Annotated in this window: 21 protein-coding genes and 2 tRNA genes; 6 read left to right on the forward strand and 17 right to left on the reverse strand. The window is 35.5% G+C overall.

Annotated elements, in window-relative coordinates; all coding sequences use genetic code 11:
- Positions 1 to 50: 50 nt before the first annotated feature.
- The gene (locus FNW38_RS02410; RefSeq protein ID WP_143387868.1) at positions 51 to 1,109 is read right to left on the reverse strand and encodes a ligand-binding sensor domain-containing protein; all 1,059 of its coding nucleotides are present in this window, start codon (positions 1,107 to 1,109) and stop codon (positions 51 to 53) included.
- A 489-nt stretch (positions 1,110 to 1,598) separates the two neighbouring features.
- Positions 1,599 to 2,969: a saccharopine dehydrogenase family protein gene (locus FNW38_RS02415; protein WP_143387869.1), complete on the reverse strand. Its 1,371-nt coding sequence runs from the start codon at positions 2,967 to 2,969 to the stop codon at positions 1,599 to 1,601.
- Between the two features lie 213 nt (positions 2,970 to 3,182).
- On the opposite strand from FNW38_RS02415, the gene FNW38_RS02420 reads away from it, so the two are divergent.
- From FNW38_RS02420 to FNW38_RS02430, 3 genes are all read left to right on the forward strand, one after another.
- Positions 3,183 to 3,566, forward strand: a complete 384-nt coding sequence (locus tag FNW38_RS02420; RefSeq protein WP_143387870.1) for a DUF423 domain-containing protein — start codon at positions 3,183 to 3,185, stop codon at positions 3,564 to 3,566.
- An 85-nt stretch (positions 3,567 to 3,651) separates the two neighbouring features.
- Entirely contained in the window at positions 3,652 to 5,253 is a 1,602-nt protein-coding gene (gene pckA, locus FNW38_RS02425) for a phosphoenolpyruvate carboxykinase (ATP) (protein ID WP_143387871.1), read from the forward strand.
- A gap of 257 nt (positions 5,254 to 5,510) precedes the next feature.
- Positions 5,511 to 6,611: a DUF4407 domain-containing protein gene (locus FNW38_RS02430; protein WP_144064937.1), complete on the forward strand. Its 1,101-nt coding sequence runs from the start codon at positions 5,511 to 5,513 to the stop codon at positions 6,609 to 6,611.
- Positions 6,612 to 6,695: 84 nt separating this feature from the next.
- On the opposite strand, the gene FNW38_RS02435 is transcribed toward FNW38_RS02430, so the two are convergent.
- The 6 genes from FNW38_RS02435 to ruvC all read right to left on the reverse strand — a co-directional run bounded on the left by FNW38_RS02435 (position 6,696) and on the right by ruvC (position 11,216).
- The gene (locus FNW38_RS02435; protein ID WP_144064938.1) at positions 6,696 to 7,406 is read right to left on the reverse strand and encodes a PH domain-containing protein; all 711 of its coding nucleotides are present in this window, start codon (positions 7,404 to 7,406) and stop codon (positions 6,696 to 6,698) included.
- Between the two features lie 155 nt (positions 7,407 to 7,561).
- Positions 7,562 to 7,933, reverse strand: a complete 372-nt coding sequence (locus FNW38_RS02440; protein WP_143387874.1) for an MmcQ/YjbR family DNA-binding protein — start codon at positions 7,931 to 7,933, stop codon at positions 7,562 to 7,564.
- Positions 7,934 to 7,993: 60 nt separating this feature from the next.
- Positions 7,994 to 8,791 carry a cyclase family protein gene (locus tag FNW38_RS02445; protein WP_143387875.1) on the reverse strand — a complete coding sequence of 266 codons (798 nt, stop codon included), beginning with the start codon at positions 8,789 to 8,791 and terminating at the stop codon, positions 7,994 to 7,996.
- Positions 8,792 to 8,889: 98 nt separating this feature from the next.
- Positions 8,890 to 10,050, reverse strand: a complete 1,161-nt coding sequence (hemW, locus tag FNW38_RS02450; protein WP_143387876.1) for a radical SAM family heme chaperone HemW — start codon at positions 10,048 to 10,050, stop codon at positions 8,890 to 8,892.
- Between the two features lie 120 nt (positions 10,051 to 10,170).
- Positions 10,171 to 10,542 carry a four helix bundle protein gene (locus tag FNW38_RS02455; protein ID WP_143387877.1) on the reverse strand — a complete coding sequence of 124 codons (372 nt, stop codon included), beginning with the start codon at positions 10,540 to 10,542 and terminating at the stop codon, positions 10,171 to 10,173.
- 119 nt (positions 10,543 to 10,661) lie between these two features.
- Positions 10,662 to 11,216 carry a crossover junction endodeoxyribonuclease RuvC gene (gene ruvC / locus FNW38_RS02460; RefSeq protein ID WP_143387878.1) on the reverse strand — a complete coding sequence of 185 codons (555 nt, stop codon included), beginning with the start codon at positions 11,214 to 11,216 and terminating at the stop codon, positions 10,662 to 10,664.
- A gap of 148 nt (positions 11,217 to 11,364) precedes the next feature.
- On the opposite strand from ruvC, the gene FNW38_RS02465 reads away from it, so the two are divergent.
- Positions 11,365 to 12,309 carry a lysylphosphatidylglycerol synthase transmembrane domain-containing protein gene (locus FNW38_RS02465; RefSeq protein WP_143387919.1) on the forward strand — a complete coding sequence of 315 codons (945 nt, stop codon included), beginning with the start codon at positions 11,365 to 11,367 and terminating at the stop codon, positions 12,307 to 12,309.
- Entirely contained in the window at positions 12,306 to 13,406 is a 1,101-nt protein-coding gene (locus FNW38_RS02470) for a glycosyltransferase family 2 protein (protein WP_143387879.1), read from the forward strand. Before FNW38_RS02465 ends, FNW38_RS02470 begins: the two co-directional genes overlap by 4 nt.
- A 168-nt stretch (positions 13,407 to 13,574) precedes the next feature.
- Here FNW38_RS02470 and FNW38_RS02475 read toward each other — a convergent pair whose 3' ends face one another.
- Positions 13,575 to 14,051 (reverse strand): hypothetical protein, encoded by a 477-nt coding sequence (locus FNW38_RS02475; RefSeq protein ID WP_143387920.1) that lies wholly within the window; start codon positions 14,049 to 14,051, stop codon positions 13,575 to 13,577.
- Positions 14,052 to 14,093: 42 nt separating this feature from the next.
- Positions 14,094 to 14,477, reverse strand: coding sequence for a hypothetical protein (locus FNW38_RS02480; protein WP_143387880.1), 384 nt, complete (start codon positions 14,475 to 14,477; stop codon positions 14,094 to 14,096).
- A gap of 57 nt (positions 14,478 to 14,534) precedes the next feature.
- Here FNW38_RS02480 and FNW38_RS02485 point away from each other — a divergent pair, with 57 nt between their 5' ends.
- Positions 14,535 to 15,035 carry a DUF456 domain-containing protein gene (locus tag FNW38_RS02485; RefSeq protein WP_143387881.1) on the forward strand — a complete coding sequence of 167 codons (501 nt, stop codon included), beginning with the start codon at positions 14,535 to 14,537 and terminating at the stop codon, positions 15,033 to 15,035.
- Between the two features lie 61 nt (positions 15,036 to 15,096).
- On the opposite strand, the gene FNW38_RS02490 is transcribed toward FNW38_RS02485, so the two are convergent.
- From FNW38_RS02490 to FNW38_RS02520, 7 genes are all read right to left on the reverse strand, one after another.
- Positions 15,097 to 15,170: transfer RNA gene (locus FNW38_RS02490), tRNA-Asp, on the reverse strand.
- Positions 15,171 to 15,340: 170 nt separating this feature from the next.
- Positions 15,341 to 15,414, reverse strand: a tRNA-Asp gene (locus FNW38_RS02495).
- Positions 15,415 to 15,501: 87 nt separating this feature from the next.
- Entirely contained in the window at positions 15,502 to 16,440 is a 939-nt protein-coding gene (locus FNW38_RS02500) for a DUF58 domain-containing protein (RefSeq protein WP_143387882.1), read from the reverse strand.
- A 137-nt stretch (positions 16,441 to 16,577) separates the two neighbouring features.
- Positions 16,578 to 16,895 (reverse strand): thioredoxin, encoded by a 318-nt coding sequence (trxA, locus tag FNW38_RS02505; protein WP_035668578.1) that lies wholly within the window; start codon positions 16,893 to 16,895, stop codon positions 16,578 to 16,580.
- A gap of 306 nt (positions 16,896 to 17,201) precedes the next feature.
- Positions 17,202 to 17,810, reverse strand: coding sequence for a transposase (locus tag FNW38_RS02510; protein ID WP_143387883.1), 609 nt, complete (start codon positions 17,808 to 17,810; stop codon positions 17,202 to 17,204).
- 117 nt (positions 17,811 to 17,927) lie between these two features.
- A complete protein-coding gene (dnaE, locus tag FNW38_RS02515; RefSeq protein ID WP_143387884.1) occupies positions 17,928 to 22,472 on the reverse strand; it encodes a DNA polymerase III subunit alpha in 4,545 nt (1,514 codons plus the stop codon).
- A 221-nt stretch (positions 22,473 to 22,693) separates the two neighbouring features.
- The gene (locus FNW38_RS02520) at positions 22,694 to 23,527 is read right to left on the reverse strand and encodes an outer membrane beta-barrel protein (protein ID WP_143387885.1); all 834 of its coding nucleotides are present in this window, start codon (positions 23,525 to 23,527) and stop codon (positions 22,694 to 22,696) included.
- Positions 23,528 to 23,535: the final 8 nt, after the last annotated feature.

A 23,535-nucleotide genomic window follows, 5' to 3' on the forward strand; every position in this document is an offset into this window, starting at 1 on the left:
GTTACTTGTATTATTTGCTCACTATTATGGGCACAGTTTGCAAAACTGCGCTAACGATTGTGGTATATCAGCGCGGTCGGATATTTTTCACTTTTAAAGTCCGTGATAGTCTTTCCATCATAACGATACACTCCATCAAATTCGCCGAACCAAATATTACCATCATTAGCTTCTAAAATCCCAAAAATCATTTTCTTTTTTGTTATTTCAGTTACCGTTGGCTTTTTATTTGACAAGGACTTTCCGTCATACTTGGAAAGTGTCCAACCTAGGTTACCATCCTTTCCTGAACTAATCCAAATATTACCTTTTTTATCTTCGATTATATAACCAACAAACCTCTGCGTAAAATTGGTAAATGTACTCCCGTTATAGCGCCAAAGGCCATCAGGTCCACCCAACCAAATAGTCCCTTTTTTGTCTTCGATTATAGAGCGAACATTCTTAAAGGGTTTGCCGGTATGAGTAAAAACGGTAAATGTTTTTCCATCATACACGAAGGTATTGCCTCCTGTTGCAAACCAAAACTTACCTTTGTTATCTTCAATAATAGAATTAACACCATTAGATTGTCTATTCGGAAAAGTTTTCCCTGTCCGATCCTCATTCATTACATTCCCATCTACGATATAATTTCGAAAGGACTTCCCATCGTAACAGCTTGCTCCTCCAGAAACACCGAACCAGATGTTGCCTTTTTTATCTTCATAAATACTTGTAACTTCATTATTTAGAAGTCCCTCACTAGTTGTGAAATTTTCAAAGGATTTCCCATCGTAATAATAAACGCCTGAGCCGATAGAACCGAACCACAAGTTGCCTTTTCTATCTTCTAAAACAGAAAAAAAGCGTGCCGAACTCACTTTACTTGTAATATTGGCAAAAGACTTTCCATCGTACCGAAAAATACCATCAAATGCCGCAATCCAAATGTTGCCTTTGCTATCTTGTATGATATTTCGGGAGATGCTTTCAGGTCCGTGGGAAGTGATTACCTCTTTGGTTTCAGAGTTGATAATAGTTTTTTTTCCTTCTGTTTGGTTTTGTCCACAGGAAGTGCAAAAAACAGATAGTAAGAACAGAGCAAATAATTTCACGATTTTTTTCATGTTTTATTTATCTTTTATTTTCGAGTATGTTTACCTAAAGTCCACCAAGCAAAAAACTGTAAATTTTCGTAGACGGTTCGTTTTTCACAGTGGCGTACAACTTGTATATACCAGCCATAAAGTGGCTACAATCCACCCAAATTAGGTCGGCTTTGTGCCATACCGCTAGTATTTCCTTTGCTAATTTATAAAAAAAAACTTATAAAATTGATTTTCAGGTTTGATAAATTGGTCTTGTGTTACTACGCTTCGCGTGAGAGATAGAAGCAAGCTACCGAAGTAGCGCGGATAGCCCGACAGCAGACAGGAAAAAGGGCCCTGACCGGACTGTTGCTAGCCCTTTTTTCTGGCTGGTGGCACGCCCAAATTAATACCTTTCAGATAAAACGCACTTCCCTTTTCCTGCTATTTAACTGCATAAAAAAATCCGCAACTGTAGACGTTTATCAAGAGCTGCGGATTCAACAAATTAAAAAATCTAAAAAACTACTAACTAAAAACTTTATTCGGGTTATATCCCAAGTAGGGCATTGCTTGTTCTTTGAAAACAACACCGTATTCTTCTAATTCTTTCAAAATAGGCAGATACACTTCTTTACGAATAGGAAGTTGTACTCCTGGCGTAGCAATTTTTCCGTTGAGAATAAGCAAAGTCGCCATAGCAACAGGCAAACCAACCGTTTTTGCCATAGCAGTATAGGTTTGATCTTCTCCTATACAAACCATTTTTGAATCTATTTGTTGCTCTTGACCGTTTAGTTCATACCCAAATTTATGGTACATGACAATCATGTCTTTGTCTTTAGGCTGAAGCGTCCAACTATCACTCAGGATTTTCTCCAGAATTTGAGCAGGTGTAGCATTTTTTAAACCTACTTTTTTATTGCGATTGAATAAATCCAATTCCAAAAGCTTGTCCCACATAATATCATCCTGATCTATTTTAAGAATCAAACGCATTTTGATTTCCACAGAATCCGTTGGATGATAGGGTAAAAAGGAATTCACAAATTGTCGGTAACTCATGTTTTCCGAATCTTCCATAACATAACTATCATCTGTCATACCTAATTGTACAAACATATTCCATGCTTTGGAAAATCCTACTTTACGAATAGTACCTCTATATAAGGTCAGCACATTATCGAGTCCGTAAACACTTCTATACTTTAGAGAATCTCTATTGGAATAGGCTTCAAATTTACCATATCCTTCTACTTCAAGAAACTCAGTTCTACGAAATAAATTTACATACGGAATGTACTTATAAGCACCTTCCTGAATAAATTTTGCTACTCCTCCCTGCCCGGCAAGAACAACATTTCGAGGTGCCCAGGTAAATTTATAATTCCATAAGTTTGTATCTGATTCTGGAGCCACAAGTCCACCACAAAAAGATTCAAACAAAAGCATTTTTCCCCCTTTATCTTTGATTTCGTCAATAACTTTCATGGCACTCATATGGTCAATCCCCGGATCAAGACCAATTTCATTCATGAAAACCAAATTTTTTTCTTTAGCTAAAGCATCCAATTCTTGCATCGCATCACTTACGTAAGATGCCGTAACCAAATGCTTTTTATAAACCACACAATCTTTGGCTACTTCAATATGCAAATGAGCCGGCAACATCGAAATAACGATATTGGCTTTTTGTATGGCCTCTTTTCTTTGACTTTCGTCAAAAATGTCTAAGGCTATTGGAGTTGCATTGGGATGATTATTAGTCTTTTTCTGAGCTAATTCCAACGACAAATCACCAATAATAAGATGTAAATTCTCTTTATTTGATTTATTTAAAAGATATTGTATCAGCGATGATGCTGATCTTCCTGCTCCAATGATTAGAATTGTTCTCATTTTTTTTTAAAAATTATAACACAAATATATTAATTTGTTGCATTTATAACAAATAGTATTTGCAGAAACATTAAATATTTTTCAATAAAAGCAAAAATAAATCACAAATTTAAACCAATAAAGAAATAAAATGACATGGAAAGTATCTAATAAAATTCTTTTAATTTGAATAGATAATAAGATACTTTTGTAATAAAAAATAGAACAAAAAAAATGGACAAGAAAATAATTTCCACAGGAGCAGTGTTTGGGATGATTGCAATAATTTTAGGTGCTTTTGGCGCGCATGCCCTAAAAAAAGTACTATCTATAGAACAACTTTCCACTTTTGAGACTGGAGTACGCTATCAAATGTACCATGCCTTATTTTTATTGTTTATTGGAACTGTAAATAGCCTATCCCAAAAAACAAAAAAAACTATTTATTATTTGGTCCTTTGGGGTGTATTTTTATTTTCCGGATCGATTTATTTATTGGCAACAAACGACCTCACTTCTTTTGATTTTAAAGCAATCGGATTTGTAACTCCCATCGGCGGACTCTTATTAATACTGGCTTGGGGAGTTTCACTATTTAATTTATTAAAGAAAAAATAAATAAATTTTTGACAATAAAAATGTTACCTGAAATATAATTTCTACCTTTGCAGTCTATAAAAGAAACACACACAACACTAAATTTATGGACAATAACACCCTTTTCACGCAATCGATTTCGTTAAAAGAATTAGGAATTGAAAATGCAACTATCCATTACCAGTTATCCCCTGATGAATTACATGAAATAACCATTCAATCAGGCCAAGGAATCGAAAGTTCTACTGGAGCACTTGCTATTAATACCGGTGAATATACCGGACGTTCTCCGCAAGACCGATTCATTGTAAAAGATAGTATTACTGAAAAACAAGTCTGGTGGGGAAAAGTAAACATCCCTTTCGAATCAGATGCTTTTGAAGCTTTATATAAAAAAGTAACTACTTATTTATCCAATAAAGAAGTTTTTGTTAGAGACTCCTATGTATGTGCAGATCCTAATTACAGATTAAACGTGAGAGTTGTCACTGAAACAGCCTGGGCAAATTTGTTTTGCTACAATATGTTTTTGAGACCAGAAATGGAAGAACTTGCACACTTTTCTCCGGAATGGACATTGCTATGCGTACCAAGTTTCCTCGCAGACCCAGCAGTTGATGGTACACGCCAAAGCAATTTCGCCATATTAGACTTTACAAGAAAAGTAGCTCTAATAGGCGGAACAGGATATACTGGTGAAATGAAAAAAGGGATTTTCTCTGCTTTGAATTTTATCTTGCCTGTTTTTAAAAATACATTGCCAATGCATTGCAGCGCTAATGTTGGTGATGAAGGAGATACCGCTATTTTCTTTGGTTTATCTGGAACCGGCAAAACTACTTTATCAGCCGATCCAAAAAGAAAACTTATTGGAGATGATGAGCATGGCTGGACGAATGAAAACACTGTTTTCAATTTTGAAGGAGGCTGCTATGCCAAAGTAGTAAACCTTTCTGAAGAAAATGAGCCAGATATTTTTAGAGCCATTAAAAAAGGAGCCATTTTAGAAAATGTAATTTTTAAAAAAGGAACTAATGAAGTAGATTTCCAAGATGTTTCTATAACACCAAATACAAGAGTAAGTTATCCAATCTATCATATTGACAATATTCAGCCAGGCTCTATTGGGAAAAATCCTAAAAATATATTTTTCTTAACTGCCGATTCTTTTGGTATTTTACCTCCAATTTCAAAATTAACACCGGGACAGGCCGCTTACCACTTTATTTCTGGATATACTGCAAAAGTTGCCGGAACTGAAGCTGGAATTACTGAGCCTCAACCTAATTTTTCTGCTTGTTTTGGTGCGCCTTTTATGCCATTACACCCAACAAAATATGCTGAAATGTTGAGCAAAAAAATGAAAGATGCCAATGTAAAAGTTTGGCTTATCAATACAGGTTGGACAGGCGGCCCTTACGGAATAGGAAGCCGAATGAAATTAAAATATACGCGAGCAATGATTACTGCCGCATTAAACGGGGAACTTGACAACGTAGCGTATGCGAATCACAAAGTATTCGGAATTGCAAAACCACAATCTTGCCCTAATGTTCCAAGTGAAATATTAAATCCAAGAAACACATGGGAAGATCCAGAACTATACGATAAAAAAGCGATTGAATTAGCACAGAAATTTAAAGCTAATTTTGCCAAATTTGAAGAATTTGCTAATGCCGAAATTATGGCAGGAGCTCCTTTAGTATAAGTTAATTATAATTCAAAAAAGGAAAAGAGCTGTTCGTTATGAGCAGCTCTTTTTTATTAATCCTGTATCGGTTTTTTCAGGACTAGACAAATACTTGGTAATTCATTACTTAAAAGAACTCTTTTCTTATAACAACAAAAGCTAATTCAAAACATATCAACTATTTATACCAATATTCGTTTTTTGGCGTTAAATTTGCATTCATCACACGAGCCTGAAAGGCGAACTGGCGAAGCAATCAATCAAAAAAATCAATCATGTTAAAACAATTTTTCATTCTCTGTTCGGGAGCCGACAAAAATCTTCTTGAAGGCTGTTCCGAGGGCGAACAAACCAAATATGTTGGTATTGGCGCCACCGTTTTCTTCACCGCCGTTATGGCTTTTATTGCCAGTGCTTATGCTCTTTTTACCGTTTTCGATAGCGTGTATCCCGCATTACTTTTTGGATTCGTATGGAGTTTACTTATTTTCAATTTGGATCGTTTTATTGTTTCCACTATCAAAAAAAGAGATCGTTTTGGGAGTGAATTTCTACAAGCAACACCCCGAATTATTTTGGCGGTTATTATTGCTATTGTAATTTCGAAACCATTGGAAATTAAAATTTTCGAAAAAGAAATTAACACTGTTTTATTGAAAGAAAAAAACGCCATGGCTTTGAATAACAAAAAAGAAGTGGCTAATTATTTCAAATCGGATTTAGACAAAAACAAGGCAGAAATTGCTGGTTTAAAATCGGAAATTACCAATAAAGAAAAAGAAGTCAATACCTTATACGAGACCTATATCACAGAGGCTGAAGGGACAAAAGGAACAATGAAACTGGGAAAAGGGCCAGTTTTTAAAGAAAAAATTGCCAAACACAATTTGGCTTCAGCCGAACTGGATACCATTAGAAAAAACAACTTGGCCAAAATTGCTGCATTAGAAAAAACATCCAAAACGCTTCAAACCAATTTAGACAAAAAAGTTACCGAAACCCAACCTATCATTGAAGGTTTCGATGGTTTAATGGCTAGAATCAATGCGTTGGATAAATTACCTTGGCCGCCTTCCTTTTTTATTATGTTGTTGTTTCTGGCTATAGAAACTTCTCCAATTATCGCCAAACTATTATCTCCAAAAGGAGAATATGATTTTAAACTGGAAGATTTGGAAACGGCTCTAAAAGCTACATTGGACCAAGACAAATACCAACGAAATTTACTGGTAAAAACCAGTGCTTCTATGCACGATAAAGTCTATGAAGATATTGCCCAAGATAAAAATCTATACGACCTACAGCGCAAAAAAGCGACTGAATTACTAGAATTACAAGCCCATAATTTTGTAGAAAAACAGAAAAGAACCCTTTAGTCTAAATGTTAGAAAGTCGAAAGTTATAAAGTCAAAAGATATCGTATTACCTTTTGACTTTATAACTTTCGACTTTAAGACTAATTACATATGACTCAAAATCTCTTTTTTGAAAGCATCATATTCCCCTTGCAAAATCAATCCGTTATCCAGTAATTTTTTATAATTCTGCAGTTTTTCAAAAAGTTCATCCTGCGACAATCCACTTAATCCATTTTCCTTTGGAGTCTCAGCTGAAGTGTTGAATTGCTCGTTTTCCATAGTATAAACTGGTGGCGTAACTGGCATTATTTCAGCAAAATTAGTTACTTCTTCCGTTTCCATTTCTTCGATAATTTCCACTTCTTCAATTGGAGCAACTGCAACTTCATCAATTATTGTTGCATTTGAAACAGCTCCACCTTTCAAAATATCCAATTGTTCTTTGGCATATGTGAAAATCTTTCGAGCTTGGATTTTAGGAATATAATCAATGGAAACCTCCATATTGGTTCTCGTTGTAAAAGAAAACTCGGAACCCAGAATATTTTCTTTTACAAAAGTTCCTTCTATCTCATCCCAAGTGTAATCAATAAAATTCATAGAAAGTCCCAGATTTTTTGGCTGACAAATGATAATTCGTTTATTAGTCATAACAATACTATCCGGAAGAACAGTAATTGCTGGTTTTTTCTGTACCGCGATATAACCTATTTCTTCGTTCTTCATCAATAAATCACTTAGTTTTGATGCGATTTTTTCGATGGCCTTTGGATCTTGTTCTTCGTTTAAAAACTTCTTAAATTGTTCTTTCATATGCTTATTTCTATTGCTTTTTATGGTCATATGTAATTCGCAGATACCTATTGGCATTTACATCGAAGTACTATTATGCTCATTTCATTTTTATGCTGAATTTATTCAGTATGTGTTTATAATTTTTATTCTAATTTTCTTCGCAAAAGTAATGCCTAATTTTCTAATTCTTGGATTTCACTCTGTATTTTCTTTGTTAAACTTTTGAAAACCAATTCGTAGGAATGATCTATTAGTTCTTTGAAAAAAGCATCTTGGACATCTCTATTTACAGCAATCGTGTTCCAATGAATTTTATTCATGTGAAATCCCGGTTGAATAGCATCGTATTCAGCGCGCAATTCCTGAGCGCGCTCCGGATCACATTTCAAATTCACCGATGGCTGTCCTTTTTCCCATTGACTTAAAGAAGACAAAGCAAACATTTTTCCGCCTACTTTAAAGACTAAAGTATCTTTATCAAAAGGAAAATGTTCGGTCACTCCTTTTTTAGAAAGGCAGTATTCGTAGTACGTTTCTAAGTTCATAAAATAATTTTTGATTGAAATAGTGATTCTTGATTTATGAGGTTTAGAAATCTGCAATCGTTAATCCGCATTCAAAAATCTTAAATCATATAGTATCGGTTTACTTGGACTCGCATCATTTTCGAAAGAAGCAATTTGCAAATTCAACAAATAACTTCCGTCTTTTACTTCATTTGGAACAAAAATCATCTCGGTAATCGTGCAATCCAATCGCGCATCCGCATTCAAATTATTGACATTTGTTACATTCCAAAAAGCTTTGTGCGCCAATAATTTCCCTTCATCATGCTCTTTATCGACACTTGGCAAATCAATTAATAAATGCTGAATCCCGCTTTCGCGAATGAAACGCGCAGCATCTTCATCCAGATAAGGCGGATTCGTATTCGAATATTTTAAATGTTTTTTTGATTCTAAATTGGGAATTGTTCGAATGACAATCGCTTCTCTTGGAACACCTAACTTCAATGTCACATCGAGCGCAGTCGAGATGCTATCCAAAGTAATGACCAAATCTTCTCCTTGTCTCTCCGGCACAACCGAAATCAATTCCGCCAAAAAGAAAAACTGTTTCAACGACTGATTAATACTATAAAATTTCCGTGTAATATGTCCCAGACATTCGGTGTGGGTTCCGTGTCCGTGTGGATTGAAAAAAATGTTATTGAAATTGGTAGATGACTTTCCTTCCGAAACTTTGCCAATCCATTCCCCAAAAACAACGGGTTCAATAACTGGTTTCTCGATATACCAAGCAATTGGATTTTCATCAGTATTCGTCAACGGAATCGAAATATCAATGGGTTTTGATAAATCTACTTCAAAGGTTTGGTTGTTATGTTGGATTGTTGCTAACACAAATTATTTTTTTATGCCGCGAAGGCGCTAAGGCGCAAAGTTCCGAATCAAACTTTACTTATTTCTTTGTGCCTTTGCGCCTTTGTGGCGGATTTTAACTATTCCAAATTTAAGTAAAATAAATCCGATGCAATTCCATCTGTCAAAAACTTTCCTTTTTTGGTAGGCTTCAAAATATTATTTTCGATATAAACTAAATCATCATCAAGGAATTTCTGAGCTTGTTTATTGAGATACTCCAAATATTCACTTCCAAATTCGGTTTCGATTCTATCCAAAGAAACACCCCAAATCGTTCGCAAACCCGTCATGACGTATTCGTTGTATCGATCAGCTGTCGAAAGGATTTCTATTTCATTAGGCAATTTATTTTCTTGAATGGATTTTAAATAAATCGAATTATTTGAAACATTCCAACTTCGGGAAATACCATTGTAACTGTGCGCCGAAGGACCAATTCCAATGTATTTCTTTCCTAACCAATACGCCGAATTGTTCTTAGAAAAATAATTGGCCTTTCCAAAATTCGATAATTCATAATGAATAAAATCATTGGCTTGGAGTGTTTCTACCAAAACAGCGAAATGTTCTTGGGCGACTTCATCTTTAGGAGCAGCAATTTTTCCCGTTTGAATCAATTTGTTCAATGTCGTTTTTGGTTCCACCGTCAAGGCATAACTCGAAATATGGGGAATACCAAAGGACAAAGCTGTTTCAATATTTTGTTTCCATTTCTCATTGCTCATTCCCGGAATTCCATAAATTAAGTCGATTGAAATATTATCAAAATACTTGGTAGCTTCTTCCAAACATTTTTGGGCTTCCGCTGAATTGTGAGCTCGGTTCATCAGTTGTAAATCTTCTTCAAAAAACGACTGAATCCCGATGCTTAAACGATTAATGGGACTTTTGGACAATTCGATAATTCGTTCACTTGACAAATCATCAGGATTGGCTTCAAGCGTAATTTCAGGATTTTCTGAAACTTTATAATTGCTATAAACTGCCGCAATTAAAAATTCAATTTCTCCGGATGTTAAAACAGAAGGTGTTCCACCGCCAAAATAAATGGTTTCAACAATTTGCTTCGCCTGTTCGCTTTCGCTCGGGTCATTCTCAAACTCACTTTTACGCATTTGAATTTCTTTGGCAATAGCCAAAACCATTTCTTCTTTCTTCTTCATCGAAGTCGAAAAATGGAAATCGCAGTAATGGCACGCCTGTTTGCAAAAAGGGATATGGATGTAGATTCCGCTCATTTATTAGTGTTCAGTTTAAAAAAAAGTGGTCAGTGGTCAGTTTTAAAAAAGTAGTCAGTGGTCCGTTTTGAGGAAGTGGTCAAATAATTACTGACCACTAAAATTCTGAACACTGAACACTTATTCCTTTTTGACTCCAAATTTCTCAGGGTTCAATATCATATAATTAATAAGTTTTCCAATTTCTAAACTTTCAGAAACAAATTCCTGATAAATACCTTCGGAAATATATCTACAAGACACCGCAAACTCTAACCAAACTTGAGTTTCTGAATTTTCTCCATCAGAATCGGTCAACTTACTATAAAAATGTTTTGGATAAATCCTCTTTCTATATGATTCAGCAATAGTTGCAGGAACACTCCTTGAAGAACGCCGAATTTGATCCGTTAATGAATAGGTTTCTTCCTTTGGAAATGATTTTGTTATTTCAAAAATCTTCATTGCTAATGCAAATGATTTTTTATAGGCTAATAAATCTTGAAATCTCATATATACATTTTAAAAACTGATCACACTAATTTAATCAAAACTACTGATTACTAAAAATCTGAACACTGATCACTAATTTTCTGCCCAACATAACTGAACACTTAAATACTGAACACTGATCACTTTTTTATTCGATCTTCATTTTGTTTTACAAATGCATCCCAACCGGTATAACTTTTAGCGCCAACCACTTTTCCCGAATTGAAAAAATGACAAACCGCTGCCGCCAATCCATCGGTACTATCGAGATTTCTTGGTAGTTCTTTCAAGCCTAATAATTGTTGGAGCATTTTGGCAACTTGCTCTTTACTGGCGTTTCCGTTGCCGGTTATCGCCATTTTTATTTTTTTAGGTTCGTATTCCGTAATTGGAATATCTCTCGAAAGTCCTGCCGCCATGGCCACGCCCTGTGCGCGTCCTAACTTCAACATGGATTGCACATTTTTACCAAAGAAAGGCGCTTCAATCGCAATTTCGTCAGGATTATGCGTGTCGATTAACTCTATGGTACGTTCAAAAATGATTTTCAGTTTTTGATAATGGTTGTCGTATTTGGACAATTGCAATTCGTTGAGTTGCAAAAATTCCATTTTTTTATTGATAACCTTTATCAGTCCAAAACCCATAATGGTTGTTCCTGGGTCAATTCCTAATATGATGCGTTCGTTTGCCAATTTTTATATTTAAACACGAATTTCACGAATTTTCACGAATTTATAATTCCTAAAAAAAATGAATTTCACAGATTTGAATTATTATTTAAAACTTTATGATTTCTGTAACCTTAAGGAATTTGAACTGTTTTTCCTTTACTTTGCAGTAATGATTCCAATTCCTCACAAAGCTAAGCAATTCCTCGTTCTTATAATCAAAGTTTTGATTGTGGGTGGCGCATTCTATTTTATTTACAATCAATTGGCGAATAATGACAAACTGGATTGGCAAAAATTCCTTGTTTTATTCAAGAAAAATCAGTCGGTTGGCGAAATCGCTTTTATTTTGTTGTTGAGTGTTTTTAATCGGTTTTTTGAAATTTTGAAGTGGCAGAATTTGGTCGGATTTATCCATAAAATATCGTTAGGCGAGGCAACTAAACAAGTTCTTGGCGCACTGACTGCCGGACTGTTTACTCCAAACGGCGTAGGCGAATATGCCGGAAAAGCATTGTTTTTTGAAAAAAAAGACACTAAAAACGTCATTTTTTTAAACCTGATTTGCAACGGAATCCAAATGATTTTGACCGTTATTTTTGGGATTTTCGGCTTATTGTATTTCAATGCACAGTACAATGTGATTACCACAAAAACCGTTGCGCTACTTTTTGGACTTCTAATACTGGTATTTCTTGTTTCTTTTCTCTTGAAAAAATTCACGATTAAAGGCTATTCCATCGAAAGACTGATTCATAAGATTAATGAAATTCCAAAACCCATTCATCAAAAAAACATCTTTTTAGCGATTTGTCGTTTCTTGGTTTTTTCACATCAATATTATTTTTTATTTATCGCTTTTGATGTTGATCTACCTTATCTAATAGTAATTGCCACGATTACAAGTGTTTATTTTTTGGCTTCCTCCTTACCTACTTTTCAGTTTTTGGACTTTGCCGTGAAAGGAAGTGTAGCCGTTTATTTCTTTGGAATTCTTGGCGTAAACGAATGGATAGTGATTTTTGTGACCACGCTCATGTGGTTCCTGAATGTGGTTTTACCGGTAGTGATTGGCAGTTATTATGTGTTGAATTTTAAAACTAAAAATCCAATATGATTTTTGTGTTGTACTTCATTATAATCCTCTATTGCTCGGCGATTGTCTTCTTAATTTATGGTTTCACCAAAATAAATACTATTGATTACATTGGTTTAAAGCCAAAAACAAAATTTTCGATTATAATCCCTTTTCGGAATGAAGCGGAGAATCTACCTGTTTTATTAGACAGTCTATCGAAGTTGAATTATCCGATGGAATTGTTTGAAGTGATTTTGGTCGATGACGAATCAACTGATGGTTTTAAAATTCAAAATTTAAAGTTTAAAGTTTCGGTCATAAAAATCATTCAGGTTTCAAACTCGCCCAAGAAAGATGCGATTGTAACTGCAATGCAAATCGTAAATACTAATTGGATTATCACCACTGATGCCGATTGCGTAGCCAATAAAAACTGGTTATTGACACTGGATAATTACATTCAGCTACATGCTGTTTCGATGATTGCCGGAGCGGTAACGTATGATTGCAATGATTCATTTCTGCATCATTTCCAACAATTGGATTTGGCTAGTTTACAAGGCGCTACAATCGGGAGTTTTGGAATTAAAAAAGAATTTATGTGTAATGGCGCCAACTTTGCCTACACCAAATCGTTTTTTCAAGAACTAAATGGCTTTAATGGAAATGATGGGATTGCAAGTGGCGATGATGTTTTCCTGTTGCAAAAAGCGATTGCCCAATTTCCTGAAAAAGTCCATTATTTGAAATCTGAAAATACCATTGTCATCACAAAACCATTGAATGATTGGAAATCGTTATTTTATCAACACGTTCGTTGGGCATCTAAAACAAGTTCCTATCAAAGCAGTTTCGGGAAAGGATTGGGAGTATTAGTTTTTATGGGAAATTTGTGCTGGATATTAGGTGTTGGGTCTTGGGTGTTAGGTTTGTTTGCGTTACCAAATATCTTTTTAATGTTTTTATCGAAGTTTACTGTTGATGCTGTTTTAATTTACAAGGCGAATCGTTTTTTGAATAAAAGCAAAATCCGCTATTTGATTTTGAGCAGTTTGTTATATCCTTTTTTTAGCGTAAGTGTAGCTTTGTATTCGTTGTTTGGAAAATATGAGTGGAAAGGGAGAAAGTTTAAATAGCAGCTCTCAGGTTGCAGATTGCAGAATATTAAACTACAATAGTTGTGATTTTAGACAAAAGCCCTAGCCCAGATGGAAACGGCATCCTTTTTCTTTTTTCTTTAAAAAGAAAAAGATATAGTGAACAGCTGGAAATAGCTCCTCCTTCGACTGCTCAGGATGACAAAACTACTCTACTTTTAGAATTACGGGAAGAATAAATTGTGTTTTTACAGGAATTCCGCGTTTGATGGCTGGATTTACTTTTGGAAAATCAACCAAACGCGCTTTTAGGATGCTGTCAATTTTAATTCTGTCGTAAGCCACGGAATCTTTTGGAAATTGCGGTTCGAATCGCATCGTGGCGTTAGGAAAAATAGTGACTTTTACTTCAATCGTGTCCAATTCCGGATAAAGAACAGAAAGGGTATCAACGCTCAGTTTTTGCTGAATCAGTTGTATTAAAACTTCAAAAAAACATTGTTGGCGTTGTATTTTATTCTCAATTTTTTCACAATCTACAACCGATGGAAATTCATCAACTTCTTTCCAGTTGATGGATTTCAGTTCCTTTTGCAACAATTCCTTTTCCGAAGGCACTTGCTTTTCGAAATATTGGCAGGAATTAAAAAGTATAATTACTAAAAAAAGGTAATAGTGCTTCAAGGTTTTGTTTTTCAATTGAACTAATATTTTATAAAAATACAATTATTTTTTTTGTGTTGCTTTAGAAAGCAAATAATCTTCATAGGTTTCAGCAAACCATTTCTTTTTGTTTTCGGCAGCAATTTCTTTTTGTTCCGGATATAATGCGACCAATCGATCTGAAAAAATAGCAATCTGAATCGTGTATTTATAGAATTCTTCCTTTGTTAATACTAAATTGGGATTGGCTTTTTTATCGAAAAATTCAAAAAAAAGTGCGTCAAACTGTTTCAAAGAAAAATTTGATACTTTTACTTTATTGGCATTATATAAATTTTCTTTCAAAAGAGCATCACCAGTATTCACCGTTTTCTCTTGGGCTTGTAAGGACTCCTGAGAAATCATGAAAAATAGCGTAATGGTAAATACTAAAATTATTTTTCTCATATTCGTTTAGAAAATAGACCTTGCTTCTTGGTTTTTCAAAATTACTAAAATAATTCTATGGATATATTACTTTTAATTCTTGGTTTTTCGTGCATGATTACAGGCATTTTTGGAAGCTTTTTGCCCGTTTTACCTGGACCAAGTATCAGCTGGGTTGGTTTACTGTTACTTTATTTCACGGATGCTGTACCAGCTAATTATTGGATTCTTGGAATTGCTTTATTGATTACTGTCGTTATTTCTGTTTTGGATTATGTTATTCCTTCCAGAGGAACCAAAAAATTCGGCGGCAGTTCCTATGGTATTTGGGGAACGAATATTGGTTTGATCATCGGAATTATTACTCCTATTCCTTTTGGTTTTCTAATAGGCCCCTTTGTTGGCGCTTTAATTGGAGAACTTATTTTCGATTCTAAAGATCACAAACGGGCTTTGAAAGCAGCCACCGGATCATTTATTGGTTTACTGGCTTCCAGTTTTATGAAATTTGTGGTTTGCGTGATGTATTTGGGATTGTTTCTAACGCTTGTCTGGCAGTATAAATCAGAATTATTTTAATTTATAAATATCCTTAAATCAAAAAAGCCTTTCAGTTACGAAAGGCTTTCCCCAATATTAGCGGTCTGGACGGGACTCGAACCCGCGACCCCATGCGTGACAGGCATGTATTCTAACCAACTGAACTACCAAACCTGCTTTATTTTTAAATCAAAAAAGCCATCCACAAAAGTGGAAAGCTTTTCATTGGTCTAACTACTAAACCCGCTACGAGTTACAAATTCATAGCAAACAACACAACTAGCTTTAGATACCTTATTGGGCAAAAAAGCCTTTCAGTTACGAAAGGCTTTCCCCAATATTAGCGGTCTGGACGGGACTCGAACCCGCGACCCCATGCGTGACAGGCATGTATTCTAACCAACTGAACTACCAAACCTGCTGCTTTATTGCGGTGGCAAAGATACAATAGATTTCCGTTTACGCAAGCGTTTTTTGAAAAAATATTTGATAAAAATTTGCCGTATCACCCAAAGTTTTGTTTTTCAACTAAGTATGTCATTAAAATTTTTTCGAAACTTTCACCTACGCCTACCGGAATGTACTTTATTCGGTTTTGCGCGCAGGTTAACGCCAGCTTCTTGAAGTAACTTTCTACCTGTTTTTCGTATTCTTCTTTCACATTATCTGCAAAAACTGCTACTTCTTCACCCGATTCCACATCAATAAACTTCCTTGGCGCGTTGTCAAAGTCAAAATTCAACTCCGTTTTGTTGTCAACAACATGAAATAAAACCACTTTATGCTTGTTGTGTTTCAAATGTTGCAGCGCATTAAACAGCGCTTCTTCTCCCGATGCTTCGGGACCGGATTGAAACATATCCGTAAAAAGAATAATCATCGAGCGGCGGTGGATTTTCTCCGCTATTTGATGCAAAAAAGTAATTGTGTCAGTACCTTTTTTGACTACAGGTTTTTCCAACAGCCCTTCAAGTGCATTCAAAATCATTCTGTGATGGCGATCACTGCCTTTTTCGGGCGCGTAGTATTCATATTTATCCGAAAAGACACTTAGTCCCACAGCATCGCGTTGCTTCTTTAAAAGATTCATCAAAACCGCCGAAGCCAAAACCGAAAATCCAATTTTGTTTTCATAGAACTGCCGATTCTCTTTTAATTTAGGATAATGCATCGATGAGGAATTATCAATGATGATGTGGCAACGCAAATTGGTCTCTTCCTCAAATCGTTTCGTGTACAAACGATCTGTTTTGGCAAACAACTTCCAATCGATGTGTTTCGTGCTTTCGCCTACATTATAGACTTTATGCTCTGCAAATTCAGCTGAAAATCCATGAAACGGACTTTTATGCATTCCCGAAATAAAACCTTCCACAACCTGATTGGCCAGCAACTCAAGATGCTGAAAACTGGAAATTTTTTCTATTTGCGATTCGATCTTCATATCTCAAAGATAATTTGAAAATTTGGAAATTTGGGGGATTTGAAAATACAATTTTAACACCATAAAAAAAAGGCTTGACTTTCGCCAAACCTTTCATCTGAATCCTTTACAGATTCTATGTAAATCTAATCTACCGATTACAACAAAGCGTCTAAACTATCCGCGTAGGTTTGTTTCGGAGCAACTCCTACTTGTTTCCCTACTACTTCTCCGTTATGAAAAACCAACACTGTTGGGATATTTCTCACTCCGTATTTTGCAGCAAATTCTTGATTTGCGTCAACATCAACTTTTCCTACTACTACTTTACCAGCGTATTCTTCGCTGATTTCGTCAATGATTGGCCCAACCATTCTACAAGGCCCACACCATGCTGCCCAAAAATCCACCATTACCGGTTTGTCTGATTTCAAAACCACTTCATCAAAAGTAGCGTCTGTTATTGCTAATGCCATATTTTTTTATTTAAACGTTTAAGGTTTCAAACCTGAGTACAAATTTAGAAATTAAAAACTAATCAAACACCATTCATAAATTAGTTTTGATTATAAGTGTATTGTCAATTGCTATTTTTCGCCATTAAGTCATTGCGAGGAACGTGGCAATCAGGAGCTATTTCCCGCTGTACGCTGTATCTTTCCTTGCCTAAAGAAGGCAATGAAAGGATGCCGCTTCCATCTGGGCTAGGGCTTTGTGCTCTAATTTAACCAATTGATTCTAACAGAACCCTTTGTCAAAGTTCAAAACTTTGACAAAGGTCATTAAAATTCAAAATCATTTAACTTATCATGACAAAAAATAAAATTATCTAAATCATCAAATAATTCAATAATTTCACTTCTCATAATATTAGTATCCGCTTTAGAAACTATAGCAGCATAAGATGAAAATTTATAGGTTTTGAAATCTATTTTTAGCTCGATTGGATTTTGATGAATATAAATCATCAGGTTTCTTAAATACTCTTCCGTTTCAATTTTTTTACGCTTAAAAGGCGACTCTAATAATGCTCCGTGACGGTTATTCACTTTATTATAGGATTGACTATAGGAACTTATAAATTTACTTATTTGCTTACTTGCAATTGAACTAAAAGAATGAAGTCCTTGATTTTGTAAAGTTTTGTCAAAGTTTGGAACTTTGGCAAAACTTTTAATCTTACTTTCAGATTTTATTTTTAAAACAAAATGGAAATGATTCGGCATCAAACAATATCCGTAGACATCACAAATGCCTAAAACATATTTTGAAAATTGTTTTAGAAAAAAAACATAGTTTTCTTGATTTTCAAAAATTTTGTTGCTGTTAATTCCACGATTATAAATGTGATAAAAGCAATCGGGTTCTAAATTTTGAACTCTAATATCCATTTTTTTAATTTTTCTGACCTTTAAAAAGTTTGTGAAAGTTTGGAACTTTTTCACAAATACCTTTGAACACCTTTGTCAAAGTTCCAAACTTTGACAAAGGTAAAAACTAGCTAAATCTTAATTCAACTTAAAGTTAATTTGCATTTTCTCTAACTCCACCAGCAATTCATTTGAGATTTTGATTTTCAATTTTCTGCTCGGCATAGTCAACTTGGTTACAACCTTAATTTCTTCGACTTCTTCTACTTTTGCTTCGGAATTTGTCTCTGGGATTTCGAGAGCTTCCATTTCAGAATCTTCATTTTCGTCGACAAAAGCTACCTCTTCATTTTCTATTTCAACAGGAGCAACAGCAACGAGTCGTTTCGTTTTTTCCAATTCCATGATTTCAAAAGACACTGTATTATCCCCTTTATTCTCTTGAAAAAGGTGGCTTAATTTATGGATAAAATCATTTTCTAAATCCTTAATATTTAATAATAAAATTAATTTTTTAGCAAAGGTTTCTAACACATCTTGCAATTGCTTTACCTCCACAAATTGCAATCTTGGCTCTCCTTTTTTACCGGTATCCCGGTCTGTCCAGCCTTCTTTTACCATCACTTTCATAAAGGTAAAATTATTTTGAATAAAGAAATGGCGGAATTTTAAATACTCTTCGCCAAAAATTCGAAACTCATAACTTTCGTCATACCCTTCTAATGTAAACATGCCCCAACCTTTTCCATTCTTGGCCACACGGTGTTGCACATTATTGATAATTCCTCCAAAAGTCAGACTTTTGCTGACATGAAGTTCCATGTTTTTCAACACTTCCAGCTTGGCATTACAAAAATATTTCATTTCAAATTTGTAATCATCCAGCGGATGTCCTGAGATGTAAATCCCAACAACCTCTTTTTCTTTAGCGAGTTTTTCCATCGTACTCCAATCCTCGCAAGGCGGCACGACAGGTTCTGCGATTTGCACTTCGCTGGTATCGCCAAACAAACTTACTTGCGATGAATTTTCATTCTCCTGAAACTTCGATCCATACCGAATCGCTTTTTCATAAAAGGTAATTCCATCGCCATCATCATGAAAATATTGTGCTCTTGTTGTTCCTAAAAACGAATCAAAACCCCCAGCTAAAGCCAGATTCTCCAATGCTTTTTTATTCGCTGCACGCAAATCAATACGCTTGGTCAAATCGAAAATCGACTTGTATCTTCCGTCTTTTCTTTTCTCTACAATCGTTGCCACAGCACCAGAGCCGACTCCTTTAATTGCTCCCATCCCAAAACGCACCGCATAATCATCATTTACAGTGAATTTATAAAACGACTCATTCACATCGGGTCCCAAAACCTGTAATCCCATACGCTTACACTCTTCCATAAAGAAAGAAACCTGTTTAATATCGCTCATGTTATTAGACAAAACCGCAGCCATATATTCAGCAGGATAATTGGCTTTCAAATAGGCCGTTTGATACGCAATCCAAGCGTAACAAGTGGAATGCGATTTATTAAACGCGTATTCCGCAAAAGCTTTCCAGTCATTCCAAATTTTCTCTAATTTATCTTTAGCATGCCCTTTTGCCATAGCTTGCGAGATGAATTTTGGTTCCATTTTTGCCAAAACATCAATCATCTTCTTACCCATCGCTTTACGCAAAACGTCGGCATCCCCTTTGGAGAAATCTGCCAATTTTTGGGACAAAAGCATTACTTGTTCTTGGTAAACGGTAATTCCGTAGGTATCTTTCAGCAATTCTTCGCAGTCATCCAAATCATATTCGATAGGCTCTTCCCCGTTTTTCCGTTTAATAAAACTCGGGATATAGGCAATCGGTCCCGGACGATACAATGCATTCATGGCAATCAAATCAGGAAATACTGTCGGCTTTAATTCCTTCATGTATTTCTGCATTCCTGGACTCTCATATTGAAAAATCCCCACCGTTTCTCCTCGTTGAAACAGTTCGTATGTCTTTAAATCATCAATAGGGAATTCATCAGGATTGAGATCGATTCCCGTTCTGTATTTTACTAATTTGACGGTATCTTTTATCAAGGTTAGGGTCTTCAAACCCAAGAAGTCCATCTTCAACAAACCGGCACTTTCTACTACCGAGTTGTCAAATTGAGTCACATACAAATCGGAATCTTTGGCAGTAGCCACAGGAACAAAATTCGTAATATCGCTTGGCGTAATAATCACTCCACAAGCGTGAATCCCAGTATTTCTTAGATTTCCTTCTAAAACTTTGGCTTGCTGAATGGTTTCTCCACCCAAATCGCTTTCATTAGCAAGACCTATTAATTCTTTTATTTTATCGTATTCTTCCGGACGAACCGCTTTCCTAATTATATCTTCTTTTTCATTCAAAAAACGTGCTAAATTCCACTTAGACGGCATCATGCCCGGAATCAATTTGGCAATTTTATCGGCTTCAAATAAAGGTAAATCCAAAACACGAGCCGTATCACGAATCGCCGATTTCGTTGCCATTTTACCATAGGTGATAATTTGTGCCACTTGTTTCGAGCCGTATTTTCGAATCACATAATCCATTACGCTGCTTCGTCCCTCATCATCAAAATCGATATCAATATCGGGCAGTGACACACGATCCGGATTCAGGAAACGCTCAAAAAGCAGGTTGTACATTAACGGGTCAATGTTGGTGATTTTTAAACAATACGCCACTACTGAACCCGCAGCGGATCCCCGACCAGGACCTACTGAAACTCCCATACTTCTCGCTTCGGCAATTAAATCCTGTACAATCAGGAAATATCCCGGATAACCGGAATTCGATATGGTCAATAATTCAAAATCCAGTCGTTCTTGAATTTCAGGTGTAATTTCCTTGTAACGGCGATTAGCTCCTTCAAAAGTCAAATGCCTTAAATAAGCATTTTCACCTCGTACTCCGCCATCAACTGCATCTTCGGGATTATTAAATTCAACAGGAATCTCAAATTTTGGAAGTAAAACTTCACGAGCCAAATCGAAAATTTCAATTTTATCCACAATCTCCGAAATATTCGAAATCGCTTCAGGCAAATTATTGAAGAGCTGTTTCATTTCGTCTCCCGACTTGAAATAGTATTCCTGATTGGGCAATCCATAGCGATACCCACGACCACGACCTATAGGCGTAGTTTGTTTTTCACCGTCACGTACACAAAGCAAAATATCGTGTGCATTCGAATTTTCTTTGTCTATATAAAAGGTATTGTTCGTCGCTATAATCTTGACATCATGCTTTCTTGCCAATGAAATCAAAGACGCATTCACCCGATTCTCATCTTCCTGATTGTGACGCATCACCTCAATATAAAAATCTTCCTTGAACTCATTTTTCCACCAAAGCAACGCATCTTCGGCTTGGTTTTCACCAATATTTAAAATCTTATTTGGGATTTCGCCATACAAGTTTCCAGACAAAACAATAATATCTTCTTTGAATTCCTGAATGACTTTCCTGTCGATTCTTGGAACATAATAAAATCCTTCCGTATAAGCGATGGAAGACATTTTAGCCAAATTATGATAGCCTTTTTTGGTCTTCGCCAAAAGCACTATTTGGTACCCATTGTCTTTTACCGACTTGTTGTTATGGTCTTCACAAACAAAAAATTCGCAACCTACAATCGGTTTCATCGGGACTTCTGTAGGTTCTTCACCATTTGCGACAGCGGTTTTATTCTTGGCTTCAGCGGCTTTATTATGGTATAAAATATCGCGAACAAAATGAAAAGCACCCATCAAATTCGCATGATCCGTCATGGCAACCGCAGGCATTTTTTGTTGTGCCGCCGCTTTTACTAATGCCGCAATACTTATGGTAGATTGCAAGACCGAAAATTGCGTATGATTGTGCAAATGCACGAAATCAGTATCAATAAGCACCTTTTTATTCTCAGAAAGCTCTTCTCTTGAAACTGCCGGAGCTTGTTTTTCTCCAAACTGCTGCCGAATTTTTTCAGAAGCTTCCTTAAGATTGATATGTTTTAAACCAATAAGCTTAATCTCGCTTGGATTCTTATTTTGGAAGTCTTTAAAATAGCCAATTTCTACATCGAGTTCTTCTTTTGTAAAAACATCGCGACGAATTAATTCTAAAAAACAACGCGTGGTTGCCTCGACATCGGCAGTCGCGTTATGTGCTTCTGCAAAAGGTTTATTAAAAAGATAACTATGTAATTCCGTTAACGTAGGTAATTTGAATTTCCCTCCTCGACCACCCGGCAATTTTAATAAGGAAGCGGTAACTTCAGTACACGTATCCAGAATAGGCATGGAACTCATTTGGCTTTCAACCCCCATCCTGTAAAATTCGCAACCCATGATATTGATATCAAAACCTAAATTCTGACCAACAATAAATTTGGCTTTACCTAAAGCCATATTGAACTTTTCTAAAACTTCTGCCAACGAAATCCCATTGGCTTCAGCCAATTCCGTAGAAATACCGTGAATTCGTTCCGCATCATAAGGAATATTAAAACCTTCGGGCTTGACCAAATAATCCTGATGCTCCACGAGTTTTCCCATATCGTCATGCAACTGCCAGGCGATTTGAATACAACGCGGCCAGTTATCCGTATCTGAAATGGGAGCGCCCCAACGCTTTGGTAATCCTGTGGTTTCGGTATCGAATATTAAGTACATAAATCCCCTCCCAGCCCTCCCTGAAGGAGAGGGGGCCTAAACCTATAGATTCAGACCGTGTATTTAACTGGTTTTAAACACTTTAAATTTATAATAAATCACAAAAAATGAATTCCAAATTTAGGTTTTTTTTAGGCGACTGAAAAGGGAAGTTATGAACAAAAAAAAAGTCTTGATTATTACTCAAGACCTTCAATATAAATTTTAAAAAAAAATCGGATTTATTTAAAATTCCATCCAAATGCTATACCAAATGCTACTGGTCGAATTTTCGCGTTTTTATCAGTACTATACAATCCATTAGCTTTTCTATCTACAATAGAGGTTGGATTATAACCTATATAAGATTCATCTTTTCCTTGGTCGAGAATAGAACCATAGCCATTTTCAAGAAACATCGCTGCATATAACGCATTCTTTACTCCCATATCAAATGTAAAACCTAATTCAAACATACTCATCACAGTACCCTTAGTTTGATATTCACCAGAAGCTGAATAATTATCATGACCACCAAAACCATATTCTGGCAAATCATTAATATTCAAATTAACATCTGGATAATAAGCAGTACCATTTACATAATTTGCTGTTGCTTTTATTTTATAATTTACAGGCAAAAAGTATTTAGCTCCTGCCCTAAAATTAAAATCAATTCCTTTATTAATATTCGTTTTATACTGCAAGAAAAGCGGAATTTGAATAGCATGAAGTGTTTGCTTTTCATTATAATTACTTGTCGTAACATTATAAACAAATGCAGAACTTGAAGGATCAACCTCATAATTAGTAAGAGTTTCCGACGAATTATTCAAAGAAACTTCTTGTTTATATTGAGAAAATTCCACCCCAGTCCCAATTCCGATATGATTTGTTAAAGAATAGACATAACCCGCTTTTAATGCTCCACCAAGTCTATTACCCGCTATTGTTCCTTTAACATCACTTTGAATATTCCCTATTCCTGTTTGTACACCTACATAAAACTGAGCAGCCATTCCTTGAGAAATTAGAAAGACTGAAGTTCCTATTATGTTTTTAATATTAAATTTCATACTTATAT

The sequence above is a fragment of the Flavobacterium gawalongense genome, assembly GCF_007097265.1.
Lineage (GTDB): Bacteria > Bacteroidota > Bacteroidia > Flavobacteriales > Flavobacteriaceae > Flavobacterium > Flavobacterium gawalongense.